The organism is Algoriphagus resistens, from assembly GCF_001442615.1.
Classification (GTDB): Bacteria; Bacteroidota; Bacteroidia; order Cytophagales; family Cyclobacteriaceae; genus Algoriphagus; species Algoriphagus resistens.
This window is the reverse complement of the sequence record NZ_LMXN01000021.1, coordinates 44,996-70,735: the sequence shown is the minus strand read 5'-3', so window position 1 is coordinate 70,735 and position 25,740 is coordinate 44,996. Positions and strand designations below refer to the sequence as shown.

Sequence of the window (25,740 nt, the reverse complement as noted above, 5' to 3'; positions counted from 1 at the left end):
TACATCCTTACTTCAAATTTGTATTCGGTTCAGGAGCAACCTTCGTCCAGGGGGTAACATCCATTTTTCTTGGTGTAGGATAGATTTCATCAAGACTGTTTCCATCGTATATCCTTCCGTTTTTCATCACATGGGTGATGGTATTGGAGTTTCGGATATTCTCCAAAGGATTGCTGTCCATTATTACCAAATCAGCTAATTTCCCCACTTCAATACTTCCCAGCTCTTTATCCAGTCCAAGTGCTTCAGCCCCGGAGATCGTCGCTACTTTTAGTGCATCATGGGCATCCATACCCCCGCTGGCCACTGACCAGAGTTCCCAATGGTAGCCCAAACCCTGTAACTGTCCGTGCGAACCTATACCTGCCAACCCACCTTGCTCAAAAATTGATTTGATCCCTTCGGCATGCTTCATAAAAACATGGTCCTCCGGCGCAAACCAACCTCCCAGGCCACCGGCCCTTCTTCTTGCTTTGGCATTGAGTTCCTCATAAGGTGTAAAGTGATTGAGTTTTGGATCATGCAACGGGCTTTCGGTTGTGTAGTAATAGTTTTCAGCCCAGGGACCTCCATAAGCGACCAGGAGCGTAGGCGTTACTGCCATTTTGCTCTCGGCAATGGTTTTGGTCACATCCTGATAGAGTGGATGGATCGGAATAGCATGCTCATGTCCCGGATAGCCGTCTATCAACTGCGTCATATTCAGTTTGAAATCCAATCCTCCTTCAGTAGTCGGCATCAGTTGTTGCTCTTTGGCGGCCATGATCACCCATTGTCTATGCTGCCTGTTTCCTACCAGATACATTTTGATGTATTGCGTATTGAAATATTTGCTGTATTGCTTCAGCACATTTTTAGTCTGGTCCAGCGATTTCATATTGTACATCCAATACCCTACCCCTGGCCCGGTACTGTACACTCTTGGCCCTGGAACCATCCCTGCATCAACCATGTCCCCGTAGGTCAAAACATCCGTAGTGGCAGTCTGGGGATCACGCGTGGTAGTTACCCCGTAGGCTAAGTTTGCGGCATAAATCCATACCGAATTTTTATGCAGCCCCCAAGTCGGCCACATATGGGCATGGGTATCAATAAATCCCGGAGTGATGGTCTTACCGGACATATCCATGACTTTGGCTTTGCCAGCATCCAGAGACCCTGTGGTCCCCACCCCTTTGATCCGGTTATTTTCGATCAGAATATCCCCGTTTTCTATGACTTCATCACCCTTCATGGTCACGATCCTGGCATTGGTCAACAGGACAGTCCCCTGTGGAATATCTTTGGTGTAATAAACGGAAATCTGCTTTTCTTCCGGTTTGTAGTTTTCCTTCTCTTTTTGTTCAGCTTTGTAGATACTGTCAGCTTTCGCTTTTTCTTTGTCAGCTTTCAGCAGTTCAGCCAAGGCTTCTTTTTTGGCTTTGGCCACCGAATCAGCTGCTTTGACAGCTTCTGGTCCCAGTGCTTTCAATGCCGCAACGGAATCTGCTTCTGCCACGGTTTTGGCCCTTTTTGCAGATTTGACTGAGTCTTCCATAAATTCTGCCCGGTCGATGTCATAGACCCAATGGCCATTTCCCAGAGACCAATGCACTTTTTTGCCGTTGGCTTCCCAGGCTGGCCATTCTCCTCCGATTTCTGTCAGTTGGCGGGAAGGGAAATTACTGGATTTTGGATCACCCACATTGATGCCGGGTACTTTTCCGACAGCTGGGATAGTAACCACATAGACGTTGTTGTTTACCTTTGCCAACGCCAGATTACCTTCAGGTGCCATCAAAATGGTGCTGGCACTGCTGGGTTTCATTTCAGGTTCCTGAGCAGAGGCTCCTTCAGGCAGCATGCAATAATTTACCGCATCCGCATTTGAGATGGGAAGGCCCATTACATACCTTACATCAGTCGCCTCTTCAGGATCTGTGGTATGGTCATGACTGTCGTGTGGTTCTGCCACGGACCCGAATGGGGTGATACCTGTGATTTTAGCATATTCTTTCTCATCTGTTCCATCCCAACGGACACTCAGCAGTGTCCCTCCCGGCCCATTCAAAAACACCCGTGAAGTGTCTTTGGTGAAGTGGACATTTCCGTGGTTTCCCGCCTCCATGATTTTCCGGAATTCTCCGCCACTTGCAGGAATCCAGACCAGGTCTGCCTCGGAGCCATTGATCCCAGGGCCTTCTGCATCTTTCATCACCTGATTGGAGGCTTTGAAAACCGCGATTCTGTCATTAGGCCCCCAAGCTGGCTGCATATAAAGCGCCTTTTCAGTACTCAACTGGGACACGGTCATCCTGTTTCCCAAAGAAACTTTATATAACTGTCCGCCAGCTGTCTCACTCCATCCTACGAATGCCAGTTGCATACCATCCGGGCTCCAGGTTGGCATTGCTTCGGTAAAGTTGTTGCCAGTCACACGTTTGGGCTCACCGTCCGGATAGTCCATTACGTATAGTCTGTTGAGGGCTGTAAATGCCAGTTTTTTACCATCAGGAGAAGGTACCGCATCCCGGATCTGCGTTGCTCTTGCGGCAGCGGTATCTTTGATTTCATAATTGAAATACAGGCGGGGTCCCATCGCCAGATTTACATCGACTTCAAAGGGGATCTCAGAGGGAGTCCCGCCATCGACAGCAATTTTCCAGATTTTCCCGCCGTAGGAGGCTATGAGATTTTTGCTGTCAGGGGTAAAAGCCATAGCAGGCAAAACACCTTGAGGGGCGATGGATTCCTGTTCATCCCGCTGCACCGGATAAGCAAGCCATTTTTCTTCACCGCTTTCCATATTTCTTAACACCAGACCGGTTTTCTCTTCCCATCTGCTGCCATATACCATCCATTTACCATCATCACTGAGTGTGGGAGTGAACGCTGATCCATACCGGGAAGTGATTGTATTGAGTTCCCCTTTGTGAAAATCGTATGTTCCGATCTGATATTGGGGCAAGAGGGCATTGTAATTCCAGGCCCCGCTTCTTTGGGAAAAGTAGACCTTCTTCCCATCCGCACTTACAAAAGGATCGATGGTTTTGGTACTGCCGGGGTTCTCATTGAGCTGTACTCCTCCCCCGCCGTCTTTGTGATACATCCAAAGTTTGGAGATTCTTCTTCCCTTGCTGACTACGATGTATTCTGAGTCAGGAGTCCAATCTGCCCCCGGGACATCCCCGTTTTTGTCTTTGGTAACCTGCACAGTATCCTTATTGACCAGATCGATGTACCAAAGGTTATCACTGCCGGCTCTGTCAGAGGTAAAGAGGATTTTATTCCCGTCCGGAGAAAAACGGGGATGGGTTTCATAAGCCATTCCTGTAGTCACAGGGCTTGCTTTCCCCCCTTCTATCGGGATGGTGTAAATGTCCCCAAGCAAATCAAACGCTAAGGTTTTTCCGTCAGGACTGGCATCCACACTCATCCAGGTTCCCTGCCGAGTGTTGAACTTTATTTCTCTTTCAGCTTTCAGGGGTAAATCCTTGAATCTGGGAGTATCTATAGAATCTTTTTTGGTGCTGTCTGTCAGAACCAAATAGTTTTGATCCATAGGGAATAGCATTTTTGGCCGGTCCGGCACCATTGCAGCAAAGCTGACCAGGGCACCCAGAGCTACCAAAATGGCAGGTTGGTTAAGTTTTTTCATGAAGTGGTTTTTGGATAAATAAGCTACGCCAAATTCTCTGATTTCTCCCAATAAATCAACCCCAATCTACAAAATAGAGCGTTTTCGGACATTTTCTGGGTTACGTCTGGCAATGAGTTTAAACAAAGGTCAGCTTAACACGTCTTGAACAGGAGTCAACCAGCTAAACATAATTTAATCCTCTGCTTTAGCCATTCCTACTCTCCGGCATTGGATCATGCAATTTTATCACTGATTTACAATCCAAGTATTTTTGCTTTTGTAGAAATGAATCAGAACGCTCACACAGGTCTTCTGTGAGCTAAGACCATGGGGAAAAGGAAAAAATGCTTAGCAAAAGCATTTTACCGGAAGCTTTCTGCCGCACAGAACCCAAAGGGATAACTTTGTGAGGAGTTTAGGGACAAAAGACAGTTCATTGAATATATCACATCAGCATTTTTGTTATTCCCAACGGTTATAAAGTTAACTTGAAACAAAAAACCAATGCTGTTAAACAAACGAATATCCATTCTGTATTTTTTAAAGGCCATTAAATCTGATATTGCAATCATAATCGTCTTTTCAGTCCTGATAGGCATATTTGACCAATACGGTTTTTTAGTTGATATTTCAGTGCCGATTGGAGTGACTGCAATTTTTGGTACTGCTGTTGCCTTGTTGCTTGCTTTTCGGACCAATCAGGCGTATGACCGCTGGTGGGAAGCCAGAATTATCTGGGGGGCCATCGTAAACGATTCCAGAACCTTGGTCCGGCAAAGCGTCTCTTTTCTTGACAGGTCTCACGAGAGTTATGATTCAATGGTCAGCGAAATTGCCTATCGCCAAATTACCTGGTGCTATGCACTCGGTGAATCTTTAAGGAACCAGCCATTTTCTCAACGGGTAACCGGGTATATGGATTCAAATGGAATTAATGCCTTCAATGTCCCCAATGCGCTTCTTTCGGCACATTCCGAAACAGTGCGGAAATCCAGGCTTGGCAACCTTATCAATGATTATCAGCAAGTGCAACTGGACAGTACCATTGCCCGCTTGTGCGATTCCATGGGTAAATGTGAACGGATCAAAAACACGGTTTTTCCCAAAGCGCATAGTATGCTGATCCATACGATTATTTACGTTTTTGCCACCATGATTCCCTTTGGTTTATTTGATAAATACCTAGTCGTGGAAACAGTGATTACCATAGGTATACCCGTTATTTTTATTGCGATCGAAAAAACCTCCATGCTCATGCAAGATCCCTTTGAAAACGAACCGTTGGATACCCCGATGACAGATCTGGCCAAAACTATTGAGATTAATTTAAGGGAAATGATAGGGGAAACAGACGTTCCGGTAAAAAAAGAACCTGAAGCGTATTATGTACTATAAAGAAAGCAGCTTATCAGAAATTTCACCCCACTCCCCCTGTCTCCCCAGATACCTGGACAATAGGGCAGTAAACAATTTCAATACCCTTTTTATCAACCATAAGTAACGTTTCCTTACAACTTGGACACTTAGCTATTCGATGTGCGTAGGTTTTACCTCCACAAAAGAAGGAACTCTTAGCAACTGGTTAAATTTTTAAAGCCCATTAGATTTGAAAACAGGTCAGAAAGTAATATCCAAAGCTTTTAGTAGTTGTTGAAAGAGAGGAAGCCTTACTTTCATCACACAATCTTCAGGGATTGAATCAGCCCATTTGAAAACTCATACTGGTAAGTCAATACAATAGGACTACCGGGAAAGTGTCCCGTAATTTTAGCTTTTAGTGTCCGCTCTGACTCTGAGTATTCCAACGGCTCCATCACAATCTTATATTGCTGATTTGCCTTTGCTATCCAATCTTTTATCTCACTTCTTCCTATGTAGTTTTTTCCCTCATCAAAAACAGTGGCTGTTTGGGAAAAACAGTTGGAATAAGCTTCGCTGTCAAAGTTATGCTGTGCTGCTATTAATGCTGCGACTGCTTTTGGCATGTTATCTATCATGTATGTCTCGTTTAAGCGTGTATATAAACCTGTGCTTACGATTTTATTAAATGGTAGGAATTGTCCCCCCGTCGATGATGTATTCTGTTCCGGTCAGGTAGTTTGCACGTGGCGAAACCAAAAAACCCACAAACTCGGCAATTTCCCCAGGTTGTGCGGGCCGACCGATGGGTATTCCTCCCAATGCATCCATGACACTTTGTGTTGCCTGTGCCAGGGTACTGCCCGAACTTTCAGAAATCCGCTCCATCATTCTGTTAGCCGACTCTGTCATGATCCATCCGGGGGATACGGTCAACACTCTTATCCCTTTGGGAGAAACTTCCTTTGACAGGCCTTTGCTGTAATTGATAAGCCCTGCTTTTGAAGCAGCATAAGGCAAGGTGGAATCGTATAGCGGCAACCTACCCTGGATTGAGGCAATATGGATGATCACCCCACAATGCTGTGCAAGCATATGGGGCAAAAAGACCCTGTCCAACCGTACAGGGGCAAGAAGATTAGTCTGAATGCTCTGCTCCCAATCTTCATCACTTAATACAGAAAAGCCACCTGCCTTAGTCTCTGAACCTCCGAGTGAATTAATAAGAATATCCAGCCTACCGAACCTGGATAAAACTTCTTCCGCTACTTTTTGGGTGCCTTCTGCTTTGGACAGATCTGCGGGAATAAAACAGTGATCATCAGTTGCACTTCTAGGGCTGTTCCGGGCAGTGATGATTACGGTTGCCCCTGCCTTTGACAACCGCTCCGCTATAGCTTTCCCTGCTCCTTTTGTCCCGCCTGTGACCAAGGCTATTTTACCTGACAATTCGTTATTGAAATTATAGTACTGTTGCATATCTTATTTTTTTACAAATTTCAGTCCTATGTACAGCCTGCACAAGTACGGGAAATACGATTCAGATAGGGATAAATTTTTCCCATATGGTACGGATTGGCACATAGGCTTATTTTTGTGTATGTATGAAAGAAAAATTCTACCGAACCTGAATTGCGGGCTTGATCTGGTCGCTGAGGTGCTTTACGGCAAATGGAAAATCCGTTTGTTATGGTTTATCAATGAAGGACACAAACGTCCGAGCGAACTACAGCGAAAGATTCCGGATGCCAGCAAGCGGGTGTTAACCATCCAATTGAATGAGTTGGAAGATCAGGAACTGATTACCAAGAAAATTTACCCAGTGGTACCTCCCAAAGTGGAGTACAGCCTCACCGAATTTGGAAAAACGTTAATCCCTGTACTATCAGTTCTAGGCAAATGGGGTGACGAAAATGAAGAAAGGCTACGGGAGGTTATTTTGAAACGATATGAAATCAAGCATGACGAATAACCTCAAACCCTGGGATGATTATCCGCCGTGCGAGATTCCATGTGACCATAAAAAATCAATTATAAACGCATGAAAAATAGATTCATCTTATGGGGTTTGCGGACTTGTGGGGATAGCTGTATAGCCCAAAGGGACAAGTCAGACCGGATACTCCCTATAGGAAAAGTCAAAATCGATTTTTAACGGGGCGGAAAGAATTGGAAAAAGGCTTAAAATCACTCCGGCAAGGAAAAGCCACCTGGCCAACCTCGCTCAATTTTGCAATCACATCTGTAGTCCGTTTGAGTATTTCTAAGACATTTTTCGTCAAAAAAAAACAGTAATTAAAGCATAACCTACACACATTAAACAGATTACAGTATTTTTATACCTCACTAAAACTTGACAAAAAACAGTTTCGTACTAAACAACATAACCTAGATCAATGGAGATCATCAAGTCCATCAAACAGGATGCTCGAAATTCCCAGATTGCCGAGATCTTGGCTTGCACACCAGCTGTGTACCTGCGGTGGCAACAACCAAGAATATCTATAGCAAAAGTATTGTATATTATTGTTGCAGTCGGGCCTGTGATACTTCATGATGTTAAAAAGATCCCTCCTATGGGAGAATTCAGATAATGCGGTTCCGAATCAAAAATCAGATGAAGGATGCGCACCTACCCGAACCGCATTTTAAAACAGAAGACATGTTTACGGTGGTTTTAAAATGCCCAGTAAAAAGTTCATTAGAAACATGGCATACTTTAAAAGAGCAAATACTCCTGGAATCCACCACTAAAATCGGTAAGAGTGCACTGATGATTTCAGAAATGGTATATAGGTACCAATACGGCACCATCCCTGAAATGGCAAAGAAGTTAGCTATTACAGAGCGTGGAGTAGAGAAAAATATTCAAAAGCTAAAAGCGCAAAACCTCCTTGAACGAAAAGAAGGAGTGCGATCTGGCTACTGGGAACTCATTATTACTAATCCATAATTCAAAGAAATGGTAGTTCACTCATTCAAAGAAGACTATATATTACAGCTACCCTCGTTGAAACTGCTTATGAATATAGGCTGGAAATACCTGACTCCGGAACATTCACTGGAATCCTGGAGAAGAAGAACATCCAATGTATTGCCGGAGACAATAGTGAAAGAACAGCTTCAATTCATCAACACCATCGGATACCCAGGAAAGGAGTTTTTCTTTTCCGAAGCCAATGTAAACAATGCTATTCTGGCAATCCGTAATCTGTCTGTTCAAGATGGATTTTTGAATGAAATTTAAATCTTTTAAGAACTCATCTAACGCAGTAACTTATGCAGGTCCTTCATTATATACCGACGTACCCCTTGTCAAATTTCATTCAGCATATGGTATATGTAAATGGATCTTTGCCCATACCGTATATAAAGGAGCTTCCTGAAGGGGGAATTAATTTAATAATTGAGCTCAATGAGCATACAAGCAATGTTCTTTTTGAAGAAAATAACGCCAATTTAAAATGGACAGTGAAACATGCCTGGATTTCGGGAATGCAGAAACAGGCAATCGTTTATGAAAACAATCCGGATTCAACAATAATCAGTATCCGTTTTACTGCCGGGGGATTTTATACACTGACAAAAATCCCGGTTCCAGCCATACATTCCATCGGACTGGAAGCCAAGGATATTTTAGGATACACATTTAACAGGTTGTATGAAAGCCTGTTGAATACCGATAAGGTTTTGGATAAATTTAAACTGATAGAGGATTATTTTTTCCGGTATTCGACAGAACCGTCCATGGAGCAAGACATTGTACGTTTTGTAAACAACAATATCACACAACCCATAGAATGGTTGGTACATAGATCCGGCTATTCTCAAAAACACCTGATATACCTCTTAAAAAAACACACCGGTTTTTCAACAAAGTACTTTAAACGGATAAAGAGATTTCATCAGGTAGCCAATGAGATACAGAGAAACAAAGGGCACATCGACTGGTTTTCAATAGTACATAGATATGGATATTATGACCAGGCCCATTTTATAAAAGATTTCTCACATTTTGCAGGAATAAGCCCCGTGGAATATCTATTATCGCAAGTGCAGCTTGAAAATAACAGGCTGATTCCTGACATGATTTTGCAGCTTCCGGAAAGGAAATATTAATACCTGTCCCCCTAAAAGAAGGTAAATTTTTTACAATGGGTTATTACCCGTTAGCTATAGTTTTATGAAAGTAAACCAAAACCACAGCTTATGACACCTTTTAAAATTGATGTACCCCAACATGTGTTAGACGATTTATCCGTAAGATTAAATCAAACCCGGTGGACGGATGAGCCCGAAAATGCCCAATGGAATTTTGGAATGAATCCGTCCGTACTCCGAAAAATTGTAACGTACTGGAAGACAGAATACAACTGGAGAACTGCTGAATCTGAAATCAATGCTTTTCCCCACTTTAAAGCGGAAGTGGATGACGTTACCCTTCATTTTATCCATGTAAAAGGGAAGGGCAAAAAGACTTTCCCTCTCCTGCTTACCCATGGCTGGCCTGATTCTTTCTACCGTTATCTGAAAGTAATTTCCCTTCTGACAGACCCTGTTCAAAACGGTTTTTCCTTTGATGTAATTGTGCCGTCCATACCCGGGTTTGGATTCTCCCAACAGCTTGCTTTGGACAGTGATACAACGGCAGCTTTATTTCAAAAGTTAATGATTGAGACCCTTGGGTATAGTACTTATTTTGCTGCAGGAGGCGATATGGGGACCTTAATTACCAAATCATTGGCAGTGCAGTTCCCCAACCAGGTGAGAGCAATTCATTTAACAGATGTGGGATACCCCGATGGCAGCGAAGATTGGGGAAGTATGAGTTCCGAAGAGCAGAAATTCGGACAACATATCCAACAGTGGTTTTATTCTGAGGGGGCTTTTAATATGGTTCAGTCCACTAAACCCCAGACCCTGGGATATGCTCTCAATGACAGCCCGGTGGGGTTGGCTTCCTGGATCCTTGAAAAGTTCTATGCCTGGAGTGACAATCAGGGTGATCTTGAAAATTCCTTTAGCATGGATGAGCTGATTACCAATATCATGATTTACTGGATTGGTCAATCCATAAATTCATCGATACGTACCTATGCAGAAAATGCCTATGTAGGCTATTCCAAGGGATTAAAATCAAGCTCCTGGGTCCAAGTCCCCACCGGTGTTTCATTATTTCCCAAAGAAGCCCAATTTCCCAAAGAATGGGCAATGCGTATGGCCAACATCACCGGTTTCAACAAAATGGAAAAAGGAGGTCATTTTTCAGCCATGGAAGTGCCGGAAGTATATGCAAAAGAACTTGTTGGTTTTTTCTCAGCTTATTTGGAATAATTTAAAACCTGGTCTGGATGATCCGTACAAAGGTCTGGCACCCCAGAGCTTGCCACCCTTATATAACCGCTCAATTACGGCCTCATCCTGGGCGATACCAACTGTCTTGACCTCCTTAAATTTACCCTTCACCTTAACCACGACAACAATGCTGGTGGTACCGGAACGGTTCTTTTTTTTGTGGACAAACTTATCCAAATATAGCCTTTAATCGCCTTGCGTCACCCAAATGGGTGGCGCAAAATTAGTAATTATTTGATTATCAAAATATTAGAAAAACACCCCAAGATACTTTGCGGAAGTCAGGAAAAGAAATCTCATCTCAGGTGACATGTATAACCCGGTCCCCTCTCCCATCAATGAACCCCAATGGTGACGATCACAGGAAAGCAGCGTTCATTCATTGGATTTCACTTTCCTGAATTGCACGGTGCTTATTTCCCCATGTATCCAGCTTATCCCAGATAGCAATTAAATCCTGGGTACTCTCCGTTAATTTATATTCCACTTTTGGTGGGACTTCTGCAAATACAATCCTTTCAACCAATCCATCATTTTCCATTTCCTTTAAATGCAGGGAGAGCATTCTGTCAGAAATATTGGGAATACAGTTTTTCAATTCCGTAAAACGTAACTCATTCTTTGACAATTTATGAAGAATAGTCATTTTCCACCTGCCCGCAAGAAGCGTCAGCGCATACATAGTACCACATTCATTTTTCAGATAATCCCTGTTTTTTGTATTGGTACTCGAAATCTTTCTTTTACCCATTTCTAACAAAATTGTAAGCTTCTAACAACTGTCTGCAGTATTGTACAGGCTTGAAAACCATCCTAGTTTTGCCTTCATCAAATGTAAAAAAAATGAAAATATTAATTGTACTGGCACATCCGGAACCAAAAAGTTTTAACCATGCAATGTTTCATATTGCCATCCAAACATTGGAAAAAAACGGGCACCACATAAAAACCTCTGACCTGTATGCAATGGACTTTAACCCAGTGTATGACAGGAGCAATTTTACAACTGTTAAGAATCCTGATTTTTTTAAGATACAAATGGAAGAAATATATGCCTCTGAAATGGATAACAGTTATGCTGAAGAGACCAAAGTGGAGCAAGAAAAAGTTGAGTGGTGCGATCTGATGGTCTGGCAGTTTCCCTTGTGGCGTTTTGCCCCTCCGGCGATCCTGAAAGGCTGGACAGACAGGGTTTTTACTTCGGGAAGATTTTTCAAAGCGGGCGGATACTATGAAACCGGATCCATGAGAGGCAAAAAAGCCTTACTTTCCGTAACCACCGGAAGTCCTGCGGAAACTTATACCAAAGATGGTCTCCATGGAGATATACTCGGCATACTGCGTCCGGTGAACAGGGGGATTCTGGAATGCGCAGGATTTTCAGTGTTAGAACCTGTAATAAATTATTCGGTGGCCCATTTGACAGATGGGGAACGGAAAAACATTTTGAAAAAGTGGAGTACACGGTTGACTGATATCTTTAATGAAAGGCATCTGACTGTAGGAAAATATTAATAAACAAAAAACACCCTCCTTAGAAAGTGGCATAGAATAGCCCCAATATGGGGCGTTTGGCATTGAACTAGAAATCAAAACCCTGTTGTTGGTCTTCTTCCTTTCGTTCTTCATTCTCTTGATATTTTACATATTGTTTGATCATCTTCTAATCAAGGCCCTTGCAGTGAGTGATTGAATTTAGCAAAAAGGGTTGTGGTTCCTTATCATGATAACATACGAAGTGCACTTTTTAAAGTAGGGGAATAATGGCTAATCTCCAGCTACTCTGAGTGGGCACTTGTTATAATAAACACTGCCTAATAAAATTATATATCCGAAACTAACTTATTTTCAGCAAGAAGCTATTTTTCACCTACCAAATACAGTCCAGGTCGATATTTTCACCGTGGATCGGTGGACGTCTCCATCTCCCTAATTGCGATTTTTGCATTCACATTTTCTGGGTCAAGCTCCAGTGATTTACTATACGCCCTGATACTTTCTTCTATCCGTCCATCAAGGCGAAGTGCTTCACCCAGACTGTCAAAGGTATTTGCCCCTGAAGGGTAAAGCCTGGTATTCAGCTCAAGAACCTGTATGGCTTCTTGGAGTTTTTGCTGGCCGAGCAATTGGTACCCAAAGGAATTGATGGCTTCTTCCCTTACATTATATTCAGCATCAGGCCCTTTTTCAAACTCACGCTCCATAAGTTTTAGGGTTTCTTCCATAGAACCGGATGAGACATAAAATGCCCCCGGAGATTTGAGGTTCAACAGACGCTCTTTTTCCTGCTGCTGAGCCAGTGTTTCCACCCCATAATAGATCCTGACTTCATCTGTCACCTGCGTAGTGTCAATTTTATACTGCTGCAATTTTCCTCCAGTTGACTCATTTTGGATATACTGGGTGCCATAGATCTGAGGTTCCCCCCTTCTCATCAAGTCTCGGTCCACTGCGGCTGCGTACCACCATTTGTTAAGTGTGGAATCCATTTTTATGGCTTTGCCAAAGCATTTTACCGCTAATGATGAAGAGATGGTATCTATTCCGTGCTGGAAAATAATACCGGCGTTGTAGAAATCCTTACCTGTAATAAGGGAATCCGATTTTATCAGTTCGACTACCCTCTGTCTCCGGAGACTGTCTTCCCTGTTTAATTGGACCCAGTCTATGTTTCCTGAAAATCTGGACTGTTGATCCTGGTCTGCCATTTCCTGAAGTTCTTGGTTGTGCTGGGCTAAGGAAATTTCAGCCCTAAAACAGAGCATTAAAAAGATCAATACTAATTTTTTCATTTGCTACTCAATTTTATTTTGTCTTAATGGTAAACCGCTTTCTCCTTTACTAATTTGCAGTCCGTGGGCGTACAGCCCCTGAACGGGTACGTACGCTGGTTAGAAGCCCCTTATGTTATATGTCCCGATTCCTATTATTGATAAAAGACGATTCTATGGTCTAGAAGTGGTTGTACCTTTCCTTCATAAATTACTTATCAGTTAACCATCCAACAACAATACCAACAGGAGAATTAAAAGTAAACCAGGGCCATACCTGTACACAGTCAGACAGGCATACGAAAGTTGGGCAAGCACGTTGTTATAACAATGCCCCCATTAGACTGGGCAATTACAGGTGTGATGCAGTCCATAGGCTGCAGGTTATTCAGTCCTTCTGCTTAAGGCCGGATTAGCCCTGGCAGTCAGGATAGTCTGAAAGGTGATCATGACTGCTGGGATATCAAATGAGAAGCTCAGAGTAATGGCGAATGTGAATTAATCATTCAGTTATCCCTATTTAGGGTTCCCAAGGAAAGGGATGGGCAGGAGCTAGCCTATCAGTCTCTAGCCTGAAATAGGATTTTAGCTCTTTTTCTTGTCAGTTTGTCGATCAATTCACTAAATTTGCAGTCATAAAATTTAAATGGATAACACTATGTTTTGTCTTTGCAGACTACGGATTTCTATCTAAGTGATAGGCAGTCTGAATTAATTCCAATCAACTTTTAGGTCAAGACAACCGGTCTATGCCATGCACGCGCTATCATTTTTTTGATGGCTTTGCTCTGTCGTAGTTACGCTGTCGGGTAATACTGTCTATTCACTTCTCTCCGATTTGAATTCAAGTATTCACCTGTAAGAAGTAATTAATGACAAAGAAGAAATTGCCCGTTCGTTTCACGGGGCAGCACTTTACTATTGATAAAGTGCTAATAAAAGATGCAATAAAACAAGCAAATATAAACAGTCAGGATACAGTTTTGGACATTGGTGCAGGCAAGGGGTTTCTCACTGTTCATTTAATGAAAATCGCCAATAATGTTGTAGCTATTGAAAATGATATAGTTCTAGCCCAACATTTATGCAAAATGTTTTCTGATGCCCGAAATGTTCAAATTTTTGGATGTGATTTCAGAAATTTTGAAGTCCCCAAAACTCCATTTAAAGTGGTGTCCAATATTCCTTACGGCATTACTTCCGATATTTTCAAAATTCTTATGCTTGAGAATCTTGAAAATTTTCTCGGAGGTTCCATAGTTCTTCAGCTAGAGCCTACGCAAAAATTGTTCTCGGGAAAGCTGTATAATCCCTATTCTGTTTTCTATCATACTTTTTTTGATTTAAAACTATTTTATGAGGTAAGCCCTGAAAGTTTCTTGCCCCCGCCAACTGTCCAGTCAGCTTTGTTAGGCATTAAAAGAAAACACCCAGATTTTGATTATGAGCTAAAAATCAAATACTTAGATTTTATAACTTATCTGTTGCAGAAGCCCGATTTATCTGTAAGAGCGGCTTTGAAGTCTATATTCAGAAAAAATCAGGTTCGGTCAATTTCAGAAAAGTTCGGAATAAACCTTAATGCCCAAATTGTTTGTTTGGCTGCAAGCCAATGGAAAAACTGTTTTTTAGAAATGTTGGAAATTGTGCCCAAAAAGTTCCATCCGTCATAATGCATAGCCGCTTTGTCGGGATGGGCATTATGGATTGCGATTGACTTAAGAAAACGGGGCATGTTTAGAATCTTGATTTCGGTACCAAGCCGTGTGGGCAGGTTCCGGATATATTGCCCGGACAAGTAATAAAAGTTGACCTAGTCAACGTCATCCCTTCCTCTCCACATGAAAAGGATGATTGCTTCCGAATTTCTTCCACCGAGACGCAAATTATAGGGGTCAAGACTTCGGGATCTTCGGTTTCACTATCTAATAGGACTACCTAAGAAAAGGAATAAGATGACAGGCAAACACCCCATGCATAGGGCGTGTTTAGTGTAAATGGGAGGAATAAGAGGGAAATATTTCCAGATATTAGGCTGCATAATCAAAAAGGGGGGGCAGCTATATAACGTGCATCCAATTAAATATCAAATTGATCCGGATGAAATAGTTAATGTTGTTAATCGATATAATACTTATTTAAATCCACCTCCATCTGCCAGGGCGCTTTAAGATAAGTCCAGTAGCCACAAGGTGCTTCAAGACAGATGGTGTGTTTTTCGCCCCAAGCTACTACGATGTCCTGGCTTTTATTGTCAATCGTTAAACTTCCGTACCATAAACTCAATGAGACCCCGCTGACGGCTTTGTTCCTATGGATCACCTTATTAAATTGAACTATAGCGCCACGGGGAATTTCTAAATCCGTGTCCTCTGGTGAAGTATCCGGATCCAGCAAATAATAAATATGGTCATGTCCGTCCCAACGTAAATATGCAGGATGAAGGATTGCTAATTCCCGGTTGAGATAATTCAGATACGGCTCTTTTCCGCTTACATCTTTATTTTTATCTGTCAGTACATAAAAGAATAATGCGATTACCCCGAAAATTACTAAAACTATAATGCTGATTATCATTTTCCACATCGTTCCTTGCTAATTTAGAGGCTCATTATTTTTTCGGTGTGAATTTCCATAAGACTGTATTCCAAAACAAATGATTTTTGATAAGCTTCTGATTCTTTCGCCTTAACGCCCACCGCTTCCTGTTCAAAATCGTTACTGTTGAATTGCTCTATAGGTTTACCGGTTTTGCCCATTTCTTTGCTTTTTGCAATTTGGAAGTTTTCCCCGTTGATTTTCAAGACGTTGAAAAACCCAAAATCACTTTTCATTCCCTATGGGTGTCATATCGCTTTGTACACTTCAATACGATCCATATACCTATCACCTCCGCTTACGGTGGCCTTATTGGCTATTATTGTTCAATTTTTCCTGTTCTCGCCTGAGCTTGTATGCTATCTAGCTAGCTATTCCAAAGTTTCAACAGGATAAAACAAACATCCAACCCATAATGGCTACTCTATATGCATTAGTGATTTACAAGGATCGGATGAAAGCATACACTTTAAGCACCATTTTTAAACCCTCACCGATAGCATTTTTTATTTTTATAAACCACACTTTACATGCCGATTTGCGTTTAATTAATCTTTTTGACAAAACAGAAAGAGAGGGCTAGGTGCGGTATTGTCAAACTTAAACCGGATCTCCTACAGCTATAGGGGGACATTGATATGCATATGCAGTCAGTTCAAAGCACCCCCAATTTGGCTACAAAAGTTCTTGGTTCTACTACAAGGTTGAATGCGCTTTGAAAGAGATTTGCATAATCAATTAAAACAAAAGATCATGCAATCAGAACAAAACAAAATTGCCCTGGTCACGGGAGCAAATACAGGCGTTGGTTTTCAACTGGCCAAAGCTTTGGTGGAAAATAATTATATCGTCTATGTAGGGGCACGAAATCCGGAAAAAGGAAATGAAGCCGTACGAAAACTTGGGGAAAATGCAATCGCTATTGAGCTGGACGTAACTAAAAACAGTACGATTCAATTGGTGGCAGAGCAAATCGGGAAAGAACACGGTCACCTGGATTTATTGGTAAACAATGCAGGAATTTCCAACGCAGGAACACGGAAAGGTACTATGGAGGAAATTCTTGCTGCCCAGATGCCAAGTGTAGCATCCATCTCAGAAATGAAAAAGGTATGGGATACCAATGTTTTTGGTGCTTTGGCAGTCACACAGGCATTTCTCCCCCTACTTTACAAAGCTTCTGCTCCAAGAATTGTAAATGTATCAAGCGGTTTGGGTTCCCTTACGATGAACCAGAACCCCTCTAATCCGTATAGAAAGAGTTTTGATGTAGTCTACGGTGCTTCCAAGTCAGCCATGAATGCTGTTACTGTATCTTTGGCAAATGAGCTTGAAGGTACAAAAATCAAGGTAAATGCGGTAAGTCCCGGATTTACAGCAACTGCACTCAATAATTTCCAGGGAACAGACTCTGTGGAAGAAGGTTCAAAAGAACCCATTCGTGTAGCACTGGATGAAAGCGGTGTCACCGGACAATTTACAGGACCGAACCAGGAAGTTTATCCGTGGTAAATAAACAAGTTGCCTGCAAAACCCGTCGGGATTTGCAGGCAACTATTCACTAACTTCAATCATGAAAAAGGAAAAAAAACTCATCCGCTTTCACAGCATTTCAGAAATACATGATGCCTGCGGTCTTGCGAAACCGAAACATCCTCTCATCAGCATGACACATTGTGGCAGCAACACCAACTTTGACCTCAGCAACGGACCTGTCTATGATGTGCTGGATTTCTATAAAATCGTACTGATTACCGACCGGCAGGGAAAAATGAAATATGGTCAGAGCCATTACGATTTCAACGAAGGCAGTCTGATGTTTTTGGCCCCTAATCAAGTGGTGAGCTCTACCGGAGATGACCATCTGGCAAGTGCACGTGTTTTATTGATTCATCCTGATTTTTTACTGGGATTTCCCTTGTCCAACAAAATAAAACAGTACCAATATTTTTCATATTCGGTAAATGAGGCATTGCATTTAGCCGATCAGGAAAGAGAGGTATTACTGTCTCTTTTCAAAATTATTGAAGAGGAAATAAACAGCCGTATTGACGAATTTAGCCAGGAAGTCGTCATAGCGCAACTGGAACTTTTGCTGCATTATGCCAACCGGTATTACAAGCGTCAATTCATCACCCGAAAAATTGTCAATAATGATATTCTCCAAAAAACAGAAGCAATATTAGATGACTATTTCAATGATCAGAAAACCCTACTCACAGGAATTCCTACCGTTCAGTATGTAGCCGAAAAACTCAATATTTCAGCCGGATATTTAAGCGATACGCTTCGCTCACTAATCGGACAAAATGCCAAACAATACATCCATTACAAACTCATCGAAAAAGCCAAAGAGAAACTTTCCACATCCGAGTTATCCGTAAGTGAAATTGCTTACGAACTAGGTTTCGAACATTCACAGTCATTCAATAAACTTTTCAAACAAAAAACCGAACAAAGTCCTCTGGAATTCCGGGCGCGCTTTAATTAGATGGCCTGACTGAAGGATGCCATAACACAAAAAACTACTTAGCCATGGTGGCTAATTCACTTGCTCCATTCAACTACCCCGTTTTTCATCACCATCTTTACATTATAAAGTGATTTTTTTATATCAGCTTTCATATCCCCTTCGAAAACAACAATGTCGGCCAAGCTGTTTTCCCTGATCACTCCGATCTGATCTTTCATTCCCAGAGCAATGGCAGCATTGACAGTGGCGGTTTGCAGAACGTCCTCAGGTGACAGCCCTGCATCTGCATAACCCCAGATTGTTTGTTTTGCATAATCGCCCCTGTCCATTTCCAGATTCACATACGCATCAGATCCGGCCACAATGGTTACTCCTGCCTCTTTAAGCTCCCTGATCCATTTTTTCCAGCTGGCTGCATTATTTTCCAGATCATCTTCGGTGTAAGGTAGTTTTTGTTGTTCATAGTAAGCTCTAATGGTCTCCGTTGAGCCATAAGTAGGTACTACATATATCCCTTTGCTGGCCATTTTCTCAAGTGTAGCTTTTTTAAACCCATACGCATGTTCTATTCCATCCACTCCTGCTTCAATAGCATTTTGGGCAGCCCAGTCCCGATCGCAATGTGCTGTGACGGGAATACGTTCGCTATGGGCGGTTTCCACTATCGCCTTCATCTCATCCAGACTTAGTACAAGCCTGTTCCCTACAGCAAGAATCTTGATGACGTCCACTCCCCTTGCGATATGTTCCCTTACCGCTTTTCTGGCTTCCTCTACCCCACTTACCATGCTGTATTCCTGTCTAGAAATTCTGTCGAAATCAGCCAGGGGTATACCATCGATCTGCCCATCCATTGAACCGATAATCGGACCTGATGCCAACATACGGGGTCCGGTTATATAGCCATTTTTAATAGCTTTCCGAACCTCTAGATCCAGGTACTGCCCTGAATTTCCCAAATCTCTAATGGTGGTAAAACCCGATTCCAAATAGCTCTTGGCAAATTTGACCGCACGCAATACCCGGGCTTCTGAGGAGACCATCATGGCATCCACAGCGAGCGGTTCATCGACTTTTTGCTCCATTAAAATATGGGAATGTGCATCAATCAGGCCGGGAACAATGGTGGCATTTCCAAAGTCAAGTACCTCCGTGTTTGGCGGTATTGTGAGTTGGGTCCCTACTTTAACCACCTTATCGTTCTTTATCAATACCTCCTGATTTTCCAGAAAGGCATTTTTCTCTGAATTGTAAAAATGCCCGGCTTTTAGCAAAATATACACATCAGAGTTCTGGGAGAAGACAAAACCGCATGTCAGAAACAGAAAGAAGACTGTGTTGAGAATTGCTTTATACATAGTAATAAAATATAGTTAGGAATGATCAATTTAATCAGGACAGGAAGAAAGCCGGGTCGTGACTCCATTATCGAGCTTCCAGCAATTCCCATAAACATCTGAATAGGTGATTATCAGGTTTACTGCATCACTTTCCCAGAGGGTAATAATACCATTAATCAAAGAATCGGGCAGGTTGACTGAAAGCATTTCTATACCCTCCCCGGATTTTATAACATAGTTCTTGTTTGTCTCGGTGAACCCTACCCCAGAGTAACTTTCACCGAATAAGGCAGCATACATCTTTTTGGTGTTATCATAATTTGTCCCTATATAAGCATACTCAAGGTCCTTGATTATAGCGGGCCCCACACCTTTGTTTTCGATACCAAAACTATAATAGCCCTTAGTAAACATGAATGTAGCCTGAATATAAGGCCATACCGAGGCCTGCTGTTGCTCTTTTAGAATAGTAGTCTGGATGATGGAAACAAGTAAGGCGGACGCACTTAAAAAGATAGCAGCTATGCCAATAAGCAGACTGACATTGACTTTTCTCTTGGGAACAGGAGTTTTCTCATCCATATTTTTCGCATAGTTTGTCAAATAAGGTTTAAAAAACGGATTCTCGCAATAGCTGCTTTTAATAAAAAAAAATTATATATCCTTTACCGGGAGTGATGCCGGTAGGTTATTTTCCTTTGCTTATCCCGGACTCGTTATACTGGTGTAATCACCTCCCCATGTTGCTTAAATCCTACTTGTCGTTTTATAGTTCAAACCTGCCCAAATATCCGAATAAAGGCACACCGCCCACTTTATTGCCAATTTGTGTTTGTGCGTAGCCAATTCCCTTAAATTAGCTTTGTTTTTTTATCAGGAAGTTTCCAATAAGGTTTAATACCTCCTCAAAATTTGTTTCCAATGCCATATGCCCACCTTCTAAAATGTGTGTTTCAACTTTTGCCAAATCCCTTTTGTAGCAAGCTGCTTCTGCCACGTCAAAGTAGACATCATATTTGCCCCAAATAACAAGTGTAGGGGGTTGGTATTTCCGCAAATAATCCTGAAATACAGGAAACAAGTCAAAGTTTGTCGGGTATGTACAGTTTAGCCTGAATTGCATGTTCAGGTTCCGTGGCCTGCTCAATCTCTCCCAATCAATTATCCAACTTTCAGGGCTTATATTTTGGTGGAGTTTTTTAGGTACCCCCGCAAAGTACTGTTCTTTTGTTCCTTCTTTATTTAAAAAGGCATACACCTTTTTCTTCTTTTCTTTGGTAGGGTTTTTCCAATAATCTTTGGTTTGGTCCCAATTTGGTCCGTGACCTTCAAAATAGTTATTGCCATTTTGGACAATTATTGCGTCAATTTTATCCGGGTTTTTCAAACATATCCGCATACCGATGTAGCTTCCGTAATCGTGAAGGTAAACGGCAAATGATCTTATTTTAATTGCTTTTGTGAATTTGTCAATATAGGTAGCAATGTTTTCAAAGGAATACTCAAACTCTTTCATTATAGGGAAATCACTGAATCCAAATCCTGGATAATCCGGTGCGACTAAATGAAACCTGTCAGCGAGTCCAATCATCAGATTTTTGAACATTAATGAAGACGTCGGAAACCCATGCAACAAAAGGATAGTCTGATTTTGGCTGTTACCTGCTTCCCTGTAGAAAATATTTACCCCGTTTACTTTTATGGTTTTATTATACAGCTGTCTGTCCATATGCCTTTTCGAAATTATTGGATGTAACCGTTGGGTTATATCTAAGGCTTGTGCTTACAGTAGGCTCACTACCTTATTACATATGTATTGACCTTGCCCATAAGGTAGCCGAAATTCTGCTGAGGATAAGTTACTAAATTACTTCAGCCCCTACTAAAGAAAAGCATGCACATTTAGCATTTTCATGTTGAACCCAATACCAAAAAGAGGTTTGATGGGTGCCGGATTTAAGCAGGGAAGGGCGCTATAAAAGTTCGCGTTGTCGATCTTACATTCCACTCTCAGCCCTACAAAGCCAGCCTCTGGATCACCGGGCTGTTTCTTAACGCCTGATAACGTCTTTTTTCTATCTTTATCCCCTCACTGAAAAACCTCAAGATGTCAGTACTTTATCTACTCTCCAGTTTGGGCGTAATCAACGGATTATTGATAGGTGTTTTCCTGCTTTTTCGCAACCGGAATAAAGTAGCGAATACCTATCTGGGCGGTCTATTGTTGGCATTGAGCATACGGATCGGTAAATCTGTTTTCTATTATTTTGAAGCTAACGTTGACCTGCTCATCCTTCAGGTCGGGCTTTCTGCCTGTGCCTTTATAGGGCCATTCTTTTATCTGTATACCAAAGCTACCTATAGTCAGTACCGGAAAATGCAAAAGGAGGATATTGCACTACTCTCCGTACTTTTTCTCTCCGTTTTAATCCTGGGTTTAGTCTATCCTTACCGGACAAGCCCTGCTATATGGAATGGTTATCTCGTTTATGCAATTTATACCGTCTGGGCAGTATTCACTTTGCTAGGTTTGTATTATGTGGCTAAAATGCTTGGGGCTGCACTACTTAAACCATCCACCATGAGCAGGTCTCAGCAATATTTGGCCCTACTCACACTTGCGCTGCTCTTTATTAATTTAACCTATCAAATGGCGCTATACGGGCTGTTTACTTATCTTTGGGGATCCCTCATTTTTTCCTTTACCTTGTATTTTATCCTTGGAAGAATGCTACTCTCCAGCAAATTTTTCACGCCTAAATCTGTGGATCAACCTATCAAGGATGCTTCCATAAAGTTGAATGAGCTTAATCTCCTAATGGATGCCCAAAAACCATATGTAAATCAGAAAATCAAACTGGATGATCTGGCTACCATGGCCGGGCTTTCTAAACACAGCCTTTCTAAGCTTCTGAATGAAGAGTACAAGTATGGCTTTGCCCACTATGTCAACGAGTTTCGGGTAAAGGAAGCAAAGCTGCTGATCCAGACCAGAAATGAACTTTCGTTGGAGGGCATCGGGTTTGAAGCAGGTTTTAATTCGAAGTCATCTTTCTTTGATGCATTTAAAAAAATCACAAATTCCACCCCCTCAGCGTACAGAAAGTCCCATCAGGTGCCGGTATGACATACAAATAACTCCGGAATGATCATTCTGGAGTTATTCTCCCCGTCCAAACCGATTTTTTAAGCTCCCAACCCGTAACCTTGGATGAACAAATAAATTCATCCAATGAAAATTAACGTATTTCTATTTCTTTTAATAAGCAGTATCAGTCCCTGTTTTGCCCAGACCGATCATGAACAGATCACAAAAACACTCAACCAATTTATTGTCGGTACCCAATATAACTATCCGGATTCAATAGCCCAGGTTTTTCACCCAGGCACTAGAATGTTTCTTTATAATGGTTCGGATTCGGCCTATTATATGACCTCCGAAGATTACGCTTTACTATATGGGAATAAAACGCCGGGCACACCGAACAATCGGCCTTCAAAGATCATGAGTATTGAAATTGTGAAAGACGTAGCCTACGCCAAATTGGAAATAGACATTCCCTCTTATGGAAATCGGTATCATGATTTACTTCTACTTAAAAAGATTCTTGGTCAGTGGAAAATAGTGGGAAAGGCCACTTCGGCAACACCTATTCCCAAAACCCCTGAAGAACTCGCACCAAACCCAACAAAAGAAGTGGTATTAAGTGGCCTTAACAGACCATGGAGTATGGCCTTTCTTTCAGAAAATGATGTGCTTATTGCCGAAAAGGACGGAAGTCTTCTTCGGGTTAACCTGCAAACTAAAGAACGTAAGGAAATTTCAGGCTTACCCAACGATGTTGCGAAGCCTGTTTTCATCGATTCTGCAAAATTTGAAAGAGGTATTTTTCCCAACAGCCTGCACGGGCAAACGCTAAGTGCAAATGCAGGTTGGTTTCAGATCCTGCCTGATCCTTGCTTTGATCAAAACAAGTACATATATCTTTCCTATGCTGCTGAGAACAATGCCCGCGCCAGTACTACCAAGGTTATCCGTGGAAAGCTCATGGATAACCAGCTGAAAGAAGTGGAGACACTCTTCGTAGCGGAGCCGTATGCCCATGGGCTCTATCACTACGGGGGTGGTATGATCTTCGGCAATGACGGCAAACTGTATGTGACAATAGGTGAGCGCAATTTTTTTGAATATATGAACCCTGAAGTTCCTGTTGCGCAAGACATAAAGGACAAGCGTGGAAAAGTAATCAGAATTAACCCTGATGGCAGTATTCCAGAAGACAATCCGAATTTTGGGCCAGGTGCGGTGAAAGGGCTATATGCCATTGGCATCCGTGCTTCTCAGGGCATGGCCCTACATCCGGAAACAGGCGACATTTGGTTTAGTGAACACGGCACAACTCTAGGAGATGAGTTGAATATTCTGAAACCAGGCGCAAATTACGGTTGGCCGAATGTTACCACAGGTAAATACCGGACAGATTATCAGCCCTTGAATATTTCAGGAGCGACTTTCACAGCCCCCCTATATTCATGGGATCAGACGGTAGCACCGACAGGCTTGACCTTTTACTCCGGGCCTGAGTTTCCACAATGGAAAGGTAATCTGATTGTACCCGGATTGAGCAAGGGCAGTTTGTGGCGAATGGTGATCGATGGTGATCAAATCATAAGTGCTGAAGAACTCTTCGTCAATAACCGGGTGAGGCTAAGAAAAGCAATTGTTTCACCAACAGGTCGACTCTATTTACTATCTGACGAGGAGGACGGCAAGCTGATCAGGGTGTTTAATCCACAGCGATGACACAACTTTCTTTTCATCTCTCTTCCCAATTCTTATTCTCCCCGGACCACTCCAAATTTCCTGTTCCGGGTATCCAGAACCAGAATACTGTAGATAAAAAGCTTATTGCCGGTCATTCCGTCTATGCCGATACGCTTCATCAGTGCAACCTGTGCTTCGCTCACCCCCTCCATATAGGTGACGTGCATTAAGGGAATAGCCTGACCGGCAAATTCAATGCTGCGCGAAGTCCGCAGGGTGTTGGCAATAAGCCGACGATCCCAGGATAAGACCTCATTTCTCTCGGGTAGGGTATCGGAAGAAAAGGTTTCTGCGGTCTCGCGGTCTGTCAGCAGCTCATAGGCACTGGAGCCTGTGTCAAAAAAAACCAGCAGCGTCTCCCCTCCCAGTTGTGCAGGAAGCAGGACCCTCCGCCCCTCGAACATCATGTCGGTCAGCTTGAGCTTTGGCCTCAGACAGGGCGGAATTTCATTTCCGAGAGAGAGCTTACCTTCAGGGTAATCTATTACGGCAACATGGCCCTCAATGAGGTCTGCACCGACCGTGCCGATGATCTCAATACTTGTATCATCTTTCCACTTGATTTGCGATTGACCATGTGCTGTCAGTTTGATTTCCTTTGCAAGAACATCCATTCGGTCATGTTGAAAATGGAAATTGGTAAGTGCCACAGTATCCCCAAAGCTAATTGCCTTTGGATACTCCTCCCTGACCTGACGAATCATGTCACTGTAAAGGATGGAATTGGGAGCACCAAGATCGAACTGCATATAGAGTACTTTTGGGCAGTGTTCCAGTTCGACAGGAAGCAACATGGCGGCATGTGGTTCAAACCGGGTCTCCAGGGTATCTCCAAGCCACCGGAAGTTGAGGGTTTTATCCATGGGATCGAATACAAGCCGGTTTTCAGGAAGCGTAGGCACTTGTTGGCCAAGGGCCAAAGCTGAGACCATACTACCTAAGAGCGTCAGCAAAATTTGGGATAGAAAATTGCGCATACTTGTGAGGGTTAAGTCCACAAAAATAGCGGGTCAACCTCCAATGTCTTTGTGACATTCGCGCGTCATTTGGACGTCAAATTGCTGTTTTGAAGCCGACGACAGCCTTAATGCGAAAAAAATTGCCTGAAACAATAATAAGATTGAAGAGGTAAGTCACAAAAATAATCCAAAAATAATTGATGAAGATTACGCCACTGCTGTAGTTGAGGAGGAAGAAATTCATCGCAAAAGTCACTAAAAGCCCAAGGTAAAAAAGTACAACCCACCAGATTTGCGTCCTGATTAGGTAGCGGGCAAAGGAAAGTGCAGTCCCTTTGAGTCGTTTTTCCTTTCGTAACAGGTGCTGGGCAAATTGCTACTTATGAAAATCAAAACTGGAAGAAATTCCAGGTTTAGACTTTTCTTCTGACTAGCAGTTAA

Annotated in this window: 24 protein-coding genes; 12 read left to right on the top strand and 12 right to left on the bottom strand. The window is 42.4% G+C overall.

Going from position 1 to position 25,740, the window contains the following annotated elements; translation table 11 throughout:
• Positions 1-7: 7 nt before the first annotated feature.
• Positions 8-3,637 (bottom strand): amidohydrolase family protein, encoded by a 3,630-nt coding sequence (locus tag AS141_RS24350; RefSeq protein WP_057940328.1) that lies wholly within the window; start codon positions 3,635-3,637, stop codon positions 8-10.
• Between the two features lie 486 nt (positions 3,638-4,123).
• Here AS141_RS24350 and AS141_RS24345 point away from each other — a divergent pair, with 486 nt between their 5' ends.
• Complete coding sequence (locus AS141_RS24345; RefSeq protein ID WP_057940322.1) at positions 4,124-5,014, top strand: bestrophin family protein; 891 nt, start codon at positions 4,124-4,126, stop codon at positions 5,012-5,014.
• 22 nt (positions 5,015-5,036) lie between these two features.
• Here AS141_RS24345 and AS141_RS27490 read toward each other — a convergent pair whose 3' ends face one another.
• The 3 genes from AS141_RS27490 to AS141_RS24335 all read right to left on the bottom strand — a co-directional run bounded on the left by AS141_RS27490 (position 5,037) and on the right by AS141_RS24335 (position 6,457).
• On the bottom strand, positions 5,037-5,114 hold the full coding sequence (locus AS141_RS27490) for a hypothetical protein (protein ID WP_394331089.1): 78 nt from the start codon (positions 5,112-5,114) through the stop codon (positions 5,037-5,039).
• A 181-nt stretch (positions 5,115-5,295) separates the two neighbouring features.
• Positions 5,296-5,616, bottom strand: a complete 321-nt coding sequence (locus tag AS141_RS24340) for a hypothetical protein (protein ID WP_057940321.1) — start codon at positions 5,614-5,616, stop codon at positions 5,296-5,298.
• Between the two features lie 46 nt (positions 5,617-5,662).
• Positions 5,663-6,457 carry an SDR family oxidoreductase gene (locus AS141_RS24335; protein ID WP_057940320.1) on the bottom strand — a complete coding sequence of 265 codons (795 nt, stop codon included), beginning with the start codon at positions 6,455-6,457 and terminating at the stop codon, positions 5,663-5,665.
• 28 nt (positions 6,458-6,485) lie between these two features.
• Between AS141_RS24335 and AS141_RS24330 the strand changes: the two genes are divergently transcribed.
• The 5 genes from AS141_RS24330 to AS141_RS24305 all read left to right on the top strand — a co-directional run bounded on the left by AS141_RS24330 (position 6,486) and on the right by AS141_RS24305 (position 10,312).
• Positions 6,486-6,950, top strand: coding sequence for a winged helix-turn-helix transcriptional regulator (locus AS141_RS24330; RefSeq protein ID WP_394331088.1), 465 nt, complete (start codon positions 6,486-6,488; stop codon positions 6,948-6,950).
• Positions 6,951-7,595: 645 nt separating this feature from the next.
• The gene (locus tag AS141_RS24320) at positions 7,596-7,931 is read left to right on the top strand and encodes an Rrf2 family transcriptional regulator (protein WP_157243579.1); all 336 of its coding nucleotides are present in this window, start codon (positions 7,596-7,598) and stop codon (positions 7,929-7,931) included.
• Positions 7,932-7,940: 9 nt separating this feature from the next.
• The gene (locus tag AS141_RS24315) at positions 7,941-8,225 is read left to right on the top strand and encodes a hypothetical protein (RefSeq protein ID WP_157243578.1); all 285 of its coding nucleotides are present in this window, start codon (positions 7,941-7,943) and stop codon (positions 8,223-8,225) included.
• Between the two features lie 32 nt (positions 8,226-8,257).
• On the top strand, positions 8,258-9,097 hold the full coding sequence (locus AS141_RS24310; protein ID WP_057940316.1) for a DUF6597 domain-containing transcriptional factor: 840 nt from the start codon (positions 8,258-8,260) through the stop codon (positions 9,095-9,097).
• A gap of 90 nt (positions 9,098-9,187) precedes the next feature.
• Positions 9,188-10,312 carry an epoxide hydrolase family protein gene (locus AS141_RS24305; protein WP_057940315.1) on the top strand — a complete coding sequence of 375 codons (1,125 nt, stop codon included), beginning with the start codon at positions 9,188-9,190 and terminating at the stop codon, positions 10,310-10,312.
• 400 nt (positions 10,313-10,712) lie between these two features.
• On the opposite strand, the gene AS141_RS24295 is transcribed toward AS141_RS24305, so the two are convergent.
• Entirely contained in the window at positions 10,713-11,084 is a 372-nt protein-coding gene (locus AS141_RS24295; protein ID WP_057940313.1) for a winged helix-turn-helix transcriptional regulator, read from the bottom strand.
• 92 nt (positions 11,085-11,176) lie between these two features.
• On the opposite strand from AS141_RS24295, the gene AS141_RS24290 reads away from it, so the two are divergent.
• Positions 11,177-11,848: an NAD(P)H-dependent oxidoreductase gene (locus tag AS141_RS24290; RefSeq protein ID WP_057940312.1), complete on the top strand. Its 672-nt coding sequence runs from the start codon at positions 11,177-11,179 to the stop codon at positions 11,846-11,848.
• Positions 11,849-12,231: 383 nt separating this feature from the next.
• On the opposite strand, the gene AS141_RS24285 is transcribed toward AS141_RS24290, so the two are convergent.
• Positions 12,232-13,125 (bottom strand): tetratricopeptide repeat protein, encoded by an 894-nt coding sequence (locus AS141_RS24285; protein WP_057940311.1) that lies wholly within the window; start codon positions 13,123-13,125, stop codon positions 12,232-12,234.
• 851 nt (positions 13,126-13,976) lie between these two features.
• Here AS141_RS24285 and erm point away from each other — a divergent pair.
• Positions 13,977-14,777 carry a 23S ribosomal RNA methyltransferase Erm gene (gene erm, locus AS141_RS24280; protein WP_057940310.1) on the top strand — a complete coding sequence of 267 codons (801 nt, stop codon included), beginning with the start codon at positions 13,977-13,979 and terminating at the stop codon, positions 14,775-14,777.
• 445 nt (positions 14,778-15,222) lie between these two features.
• On the opposite strand, the gene AS141_RS24275 is transcribed toward erm, so the two are convergent.
• A complete protein-coding gene (locus AS141_RS24275; RefSeq protein ID WP_057940309.1) occupies positions 15,223-15,690 on the bottom strand; it encodes a hypothetical protein in 468 nt (155 codons plus the stop codon).
• 14 nt (positions 15,691-15,704) lie between these two features.
• Positions 15,705-15,938 (bottom strand): hypothetical protein, encoded by a 234-nt coding sequence (locus tag AS141_RS24270; RefSeq protein WP_057940308.1) that lies wholly within the window; start codon positions 15,936-15,938, stop codon positions 15,705-15,707.
• 517 nt (positions 15,939-16,455) lie between these two features.
• Here AS141_RS24270 and AS141_RS24265 point away from each other — a divergent pair.
• Entirely contained in the window at positions 16,456-17,214 is a 759-nt protein-coding gene (locus tag AS141_RS24265) for an SDR family NAD(P)-dependent oxidoreductase (RefSeq protein WP_057940326.1), read from the top strand.
• Positions 17,215-17,275: 61 nt separating this feature from the next.
• A complete protein-coding gene (locus AS141_RS24260; RefSeq protein ID WP_057940307.1) occupies positions 17,276-18,193 on the top strand; it encodes a helix-turn-helix domain-containing protein in 918 nt (305 codons plus the stop codon).
• Between the two features lie 56 nt (positions 18,194-18,249).
• On the opposite strand, the gene AS141_RS24255 is transcribed toward AS141_RS24260, so the two are convergent.
• The 3 genes from AS141_RS24255 to AS141_RS24245 form a co-directional block, all read right to left on the bottom strand.
• A complete protein-coding gene (locus tag AS141_RS24255; protein WP_057940306.1) occupies positions 18,250-19,533 on the bottom strand; it encodes an amidohydrolase family protein in 1,284 nt (427 codons plus the stop codon).
• A gap of 30 nt (positions 19,534-19,563) precedes the next feature.
• The gene (locus AS141_RS24250) at positions 19,564-20,097 is read right to left on the bottom strand and encodes a hypothetical protein (RefSeq protein WP_057940305.1); all 534 of its coding nucleotides are present in this window, start codon (positions 20,095-20,097) and stop codon (positions 19,564-19,566) included.
• 274 nt (positions 20,098-20,371) lie between these two features.
• Positions 20,372-21,244, bottom strand: a complete 873-nt coding sequence (locus tag AS141_RS24245) for an alpha/beta fold hydrolase (RefSeq protein WP_057940304.1) — start codon at positions 21,242-21,244, stop codon at positions 20,372-20,374.
• A gap of 378 nt (positions 21,245-21,622) precedes the next feature.
• Here AS141_RS24245 and AS141_RS24240 point away from each other — a divergent pair, with 378 nt between their 5' ends.
• Both AS141_RS24240 and AS141_RS24235 read left to right on the top strand, forming a co-directional pair.
• The gene (locus AS141_RS24240; protein ID WP_057940303.1) at positions 21,623-22,642 is read left to right on the top strand and encodes a helix-turn-helix domain-containing protein; all 1,020 of its coding nucleotides are present in this window, start codon (positions 21,623-21,625) and stop codon (positions 22,640-22,642) included.
• A gap of 105 nt (positions 22,643-22,747) precedes the next feature.
• Positions 22,748-24,319, top strand: coding sequence for a PQQ-dependent sugar dehydrogenase (locus AS141_RS24235; RefSeq protein WP_057940302.1), 1,572 nt, complete (start codon positions 22,748-22,750; stop codon positions 24,317-24,319).
• A 32-nt stretch (positions 24,320-24,351) separates the two neighbouring features.
• Here AS141_RS24235 and AS141_RS24230 read toward each other — a convergent pair whose 3' ends face one another.
• On the bottom strand, positions 24,352-25,317 hold the full coding sequence (locus AS141_RS24230) for a hypothetical protein (protein ID WP_157243576.1): 966 nt from the start codon (positions 25,315-25,317) through the stop codon (positions 24,352-24,354).
• Positions 25,318-25,740: the final 423 nt, after the last annotated feature.

Coding starts and splice junctions, on each gene's coding strand:
- AS141_RS24350 (WP_057940328.1), bottom strand. CDS start 3,637: ATGAAAAAACTTAACCAACCTGCCATTTTGGTAGCTCTGGGTGCCCTG.
- AS141_RS24345 (WP_057940322.1), top strand. CDS start 4,124: ATGCTGTTAAACAAACGAATATCCATTCTGTATTTTTTAAAGGCCATT.
- AS141_RS27490 (WP_394331089.1), bottom strand. CDS start 5,114: ATGGTTGATAAAAAGGGTATTGAAATTGTTTACTGCCCTATTGTCCAG.
- AS141_RS24340 (WP_057940321.1), bottom strand. CDS start 5,616: ATGATAGATAACATGCCAAAAGCAGTCGCAGCATTAATAGCAGCACAG.
- AS141_RS24335 (WP_057940320.1), bottom strand. CDS start 6,457: ATGCAACAGTACTATAATTTCAATAACGAATTGTCAGGTAAAATAGCC.
- AS141_RS24330 (WP_394331088.1), top strand. CDS start 6,486: ATGTACAGCCTGCACAAGTACGGGAAATACGATTCAGATAGGGATAAA.
- AS141_RS24320 (WP_157243579.1), top strand. CDS start 7,596: ATGAAGGATGCGCACCTACCCGAACCGCATTTTAAAACAGAAGACATG.
- AS141_RS24315 (WP_157243578.1), top strand. CDS start 7,941: ATGGTAGTTCACTCATTCAAAGAAGACTATATATTACAGCTACCCTCG.
- AS141_RS24310 (WP_057940316.1), top strand. CDS start 8,258: ATGCAGGTCCTTCATTATATACCGACGTACCCCTTGTCAAATTTCATT.
- AS141_RS24305 (WP_057940315.1), top strand. CDS start 9,188: ATGACACCTTTTAAAATTGATGTACCCCAACATGTGTTAGACGATTTA.
- AS141_RS24295 (WP_057940313.1), bottom strand. CDS start 11,084: ATGGGTAAAAGAAAGATTTCGAGTACCAATACAAAAAACAGGGATTAT.
- AS141_RS24290 (WP_057940312.1), top strand. CDS start 11,177: ATGAAAATATTAATTGTACTGGCACATCCGGAACCAAAAAGTTTTAAC.
- AS141_RS24285 (WP_057940311.1), bottom strand. CDS start 13,125: ATGAAAAAATTAGTATTGATCTTTTTAATGCTCTGTTTTAGGGCTGAA.
- erm (WP_057940310.1), top strand. CDS start 13,977: ATGACAAAGAAGAAATTGCCCGTTCGTTTCACGGGGCAGCACTTTACT.
- AS141_RS24275 (WP_057940309.1), bottom strand. CDS start 15,690: ATGTGGAAAATGATAATCAGCATTATAGTTTTAGTAATTTTCGGGGTA.
- AS141_RS24270 (WP_057940308.1), bottom strand. CDS start 15,938: ATGAAAAGTGATTTTGGGTTTTTCAACGTCTTGAAAATCAACGGGGAA.
- AS141_RS24265 (WP_057940326.1), top strand. CDS start 16,456: ATGCAATCAGAACAAAACAAAATTGCCCTGGTCACGGGAGCAAATACA.
- AS141_RS24260 (WP_057940307.1), top strand. CDS start 17,276: ATGAAAAAGGAAAAAAAACTCATCCGCTTTCACAGCATTTCAGAAATA.
- AS141_RS24255 (WP_057940306.1), bottom strand. CDS start 19,533: ATGTATAAAGCAATTCTCAACACAGTCTTCTTTCTGTTTCTGACATGC.
- AS141_RS24250 (WP_057940305.1), bottom strand. CDS start 20,097: ATGGATGAGAAAACTCCTGTTCCCAAGAGAAAAGTCAATGTCAGTCTG.
- AS141_RS24245 (WP_057940304.1), bottom strand. CDS start 21,244: ATGGACAGACAGCTGTATAATAAAACCATAAAAGTAAACGGGGTAAAT.
- AS141_RS24240 (WP_057940303.1), top strand. CDS start 21,623: ATGTCAGTACTTTATCTACTCTCCAGTTTGGGCGTAATCAACGGATTA.
- AS141_RS24235 (WP_057940302.1), top strand. CDS start 22,748: ATGAAAATTAACGTATTTCTATTTCTTTTAATAAGCAGTATCAGTCCC.
- AS141_RS24230 (WP_157243576.1), bottom strand. CDS start 25,317: ATGCGCAATTTTCTATCCCAAATTTTGCTGACGCTCTTAGGTAGTATG.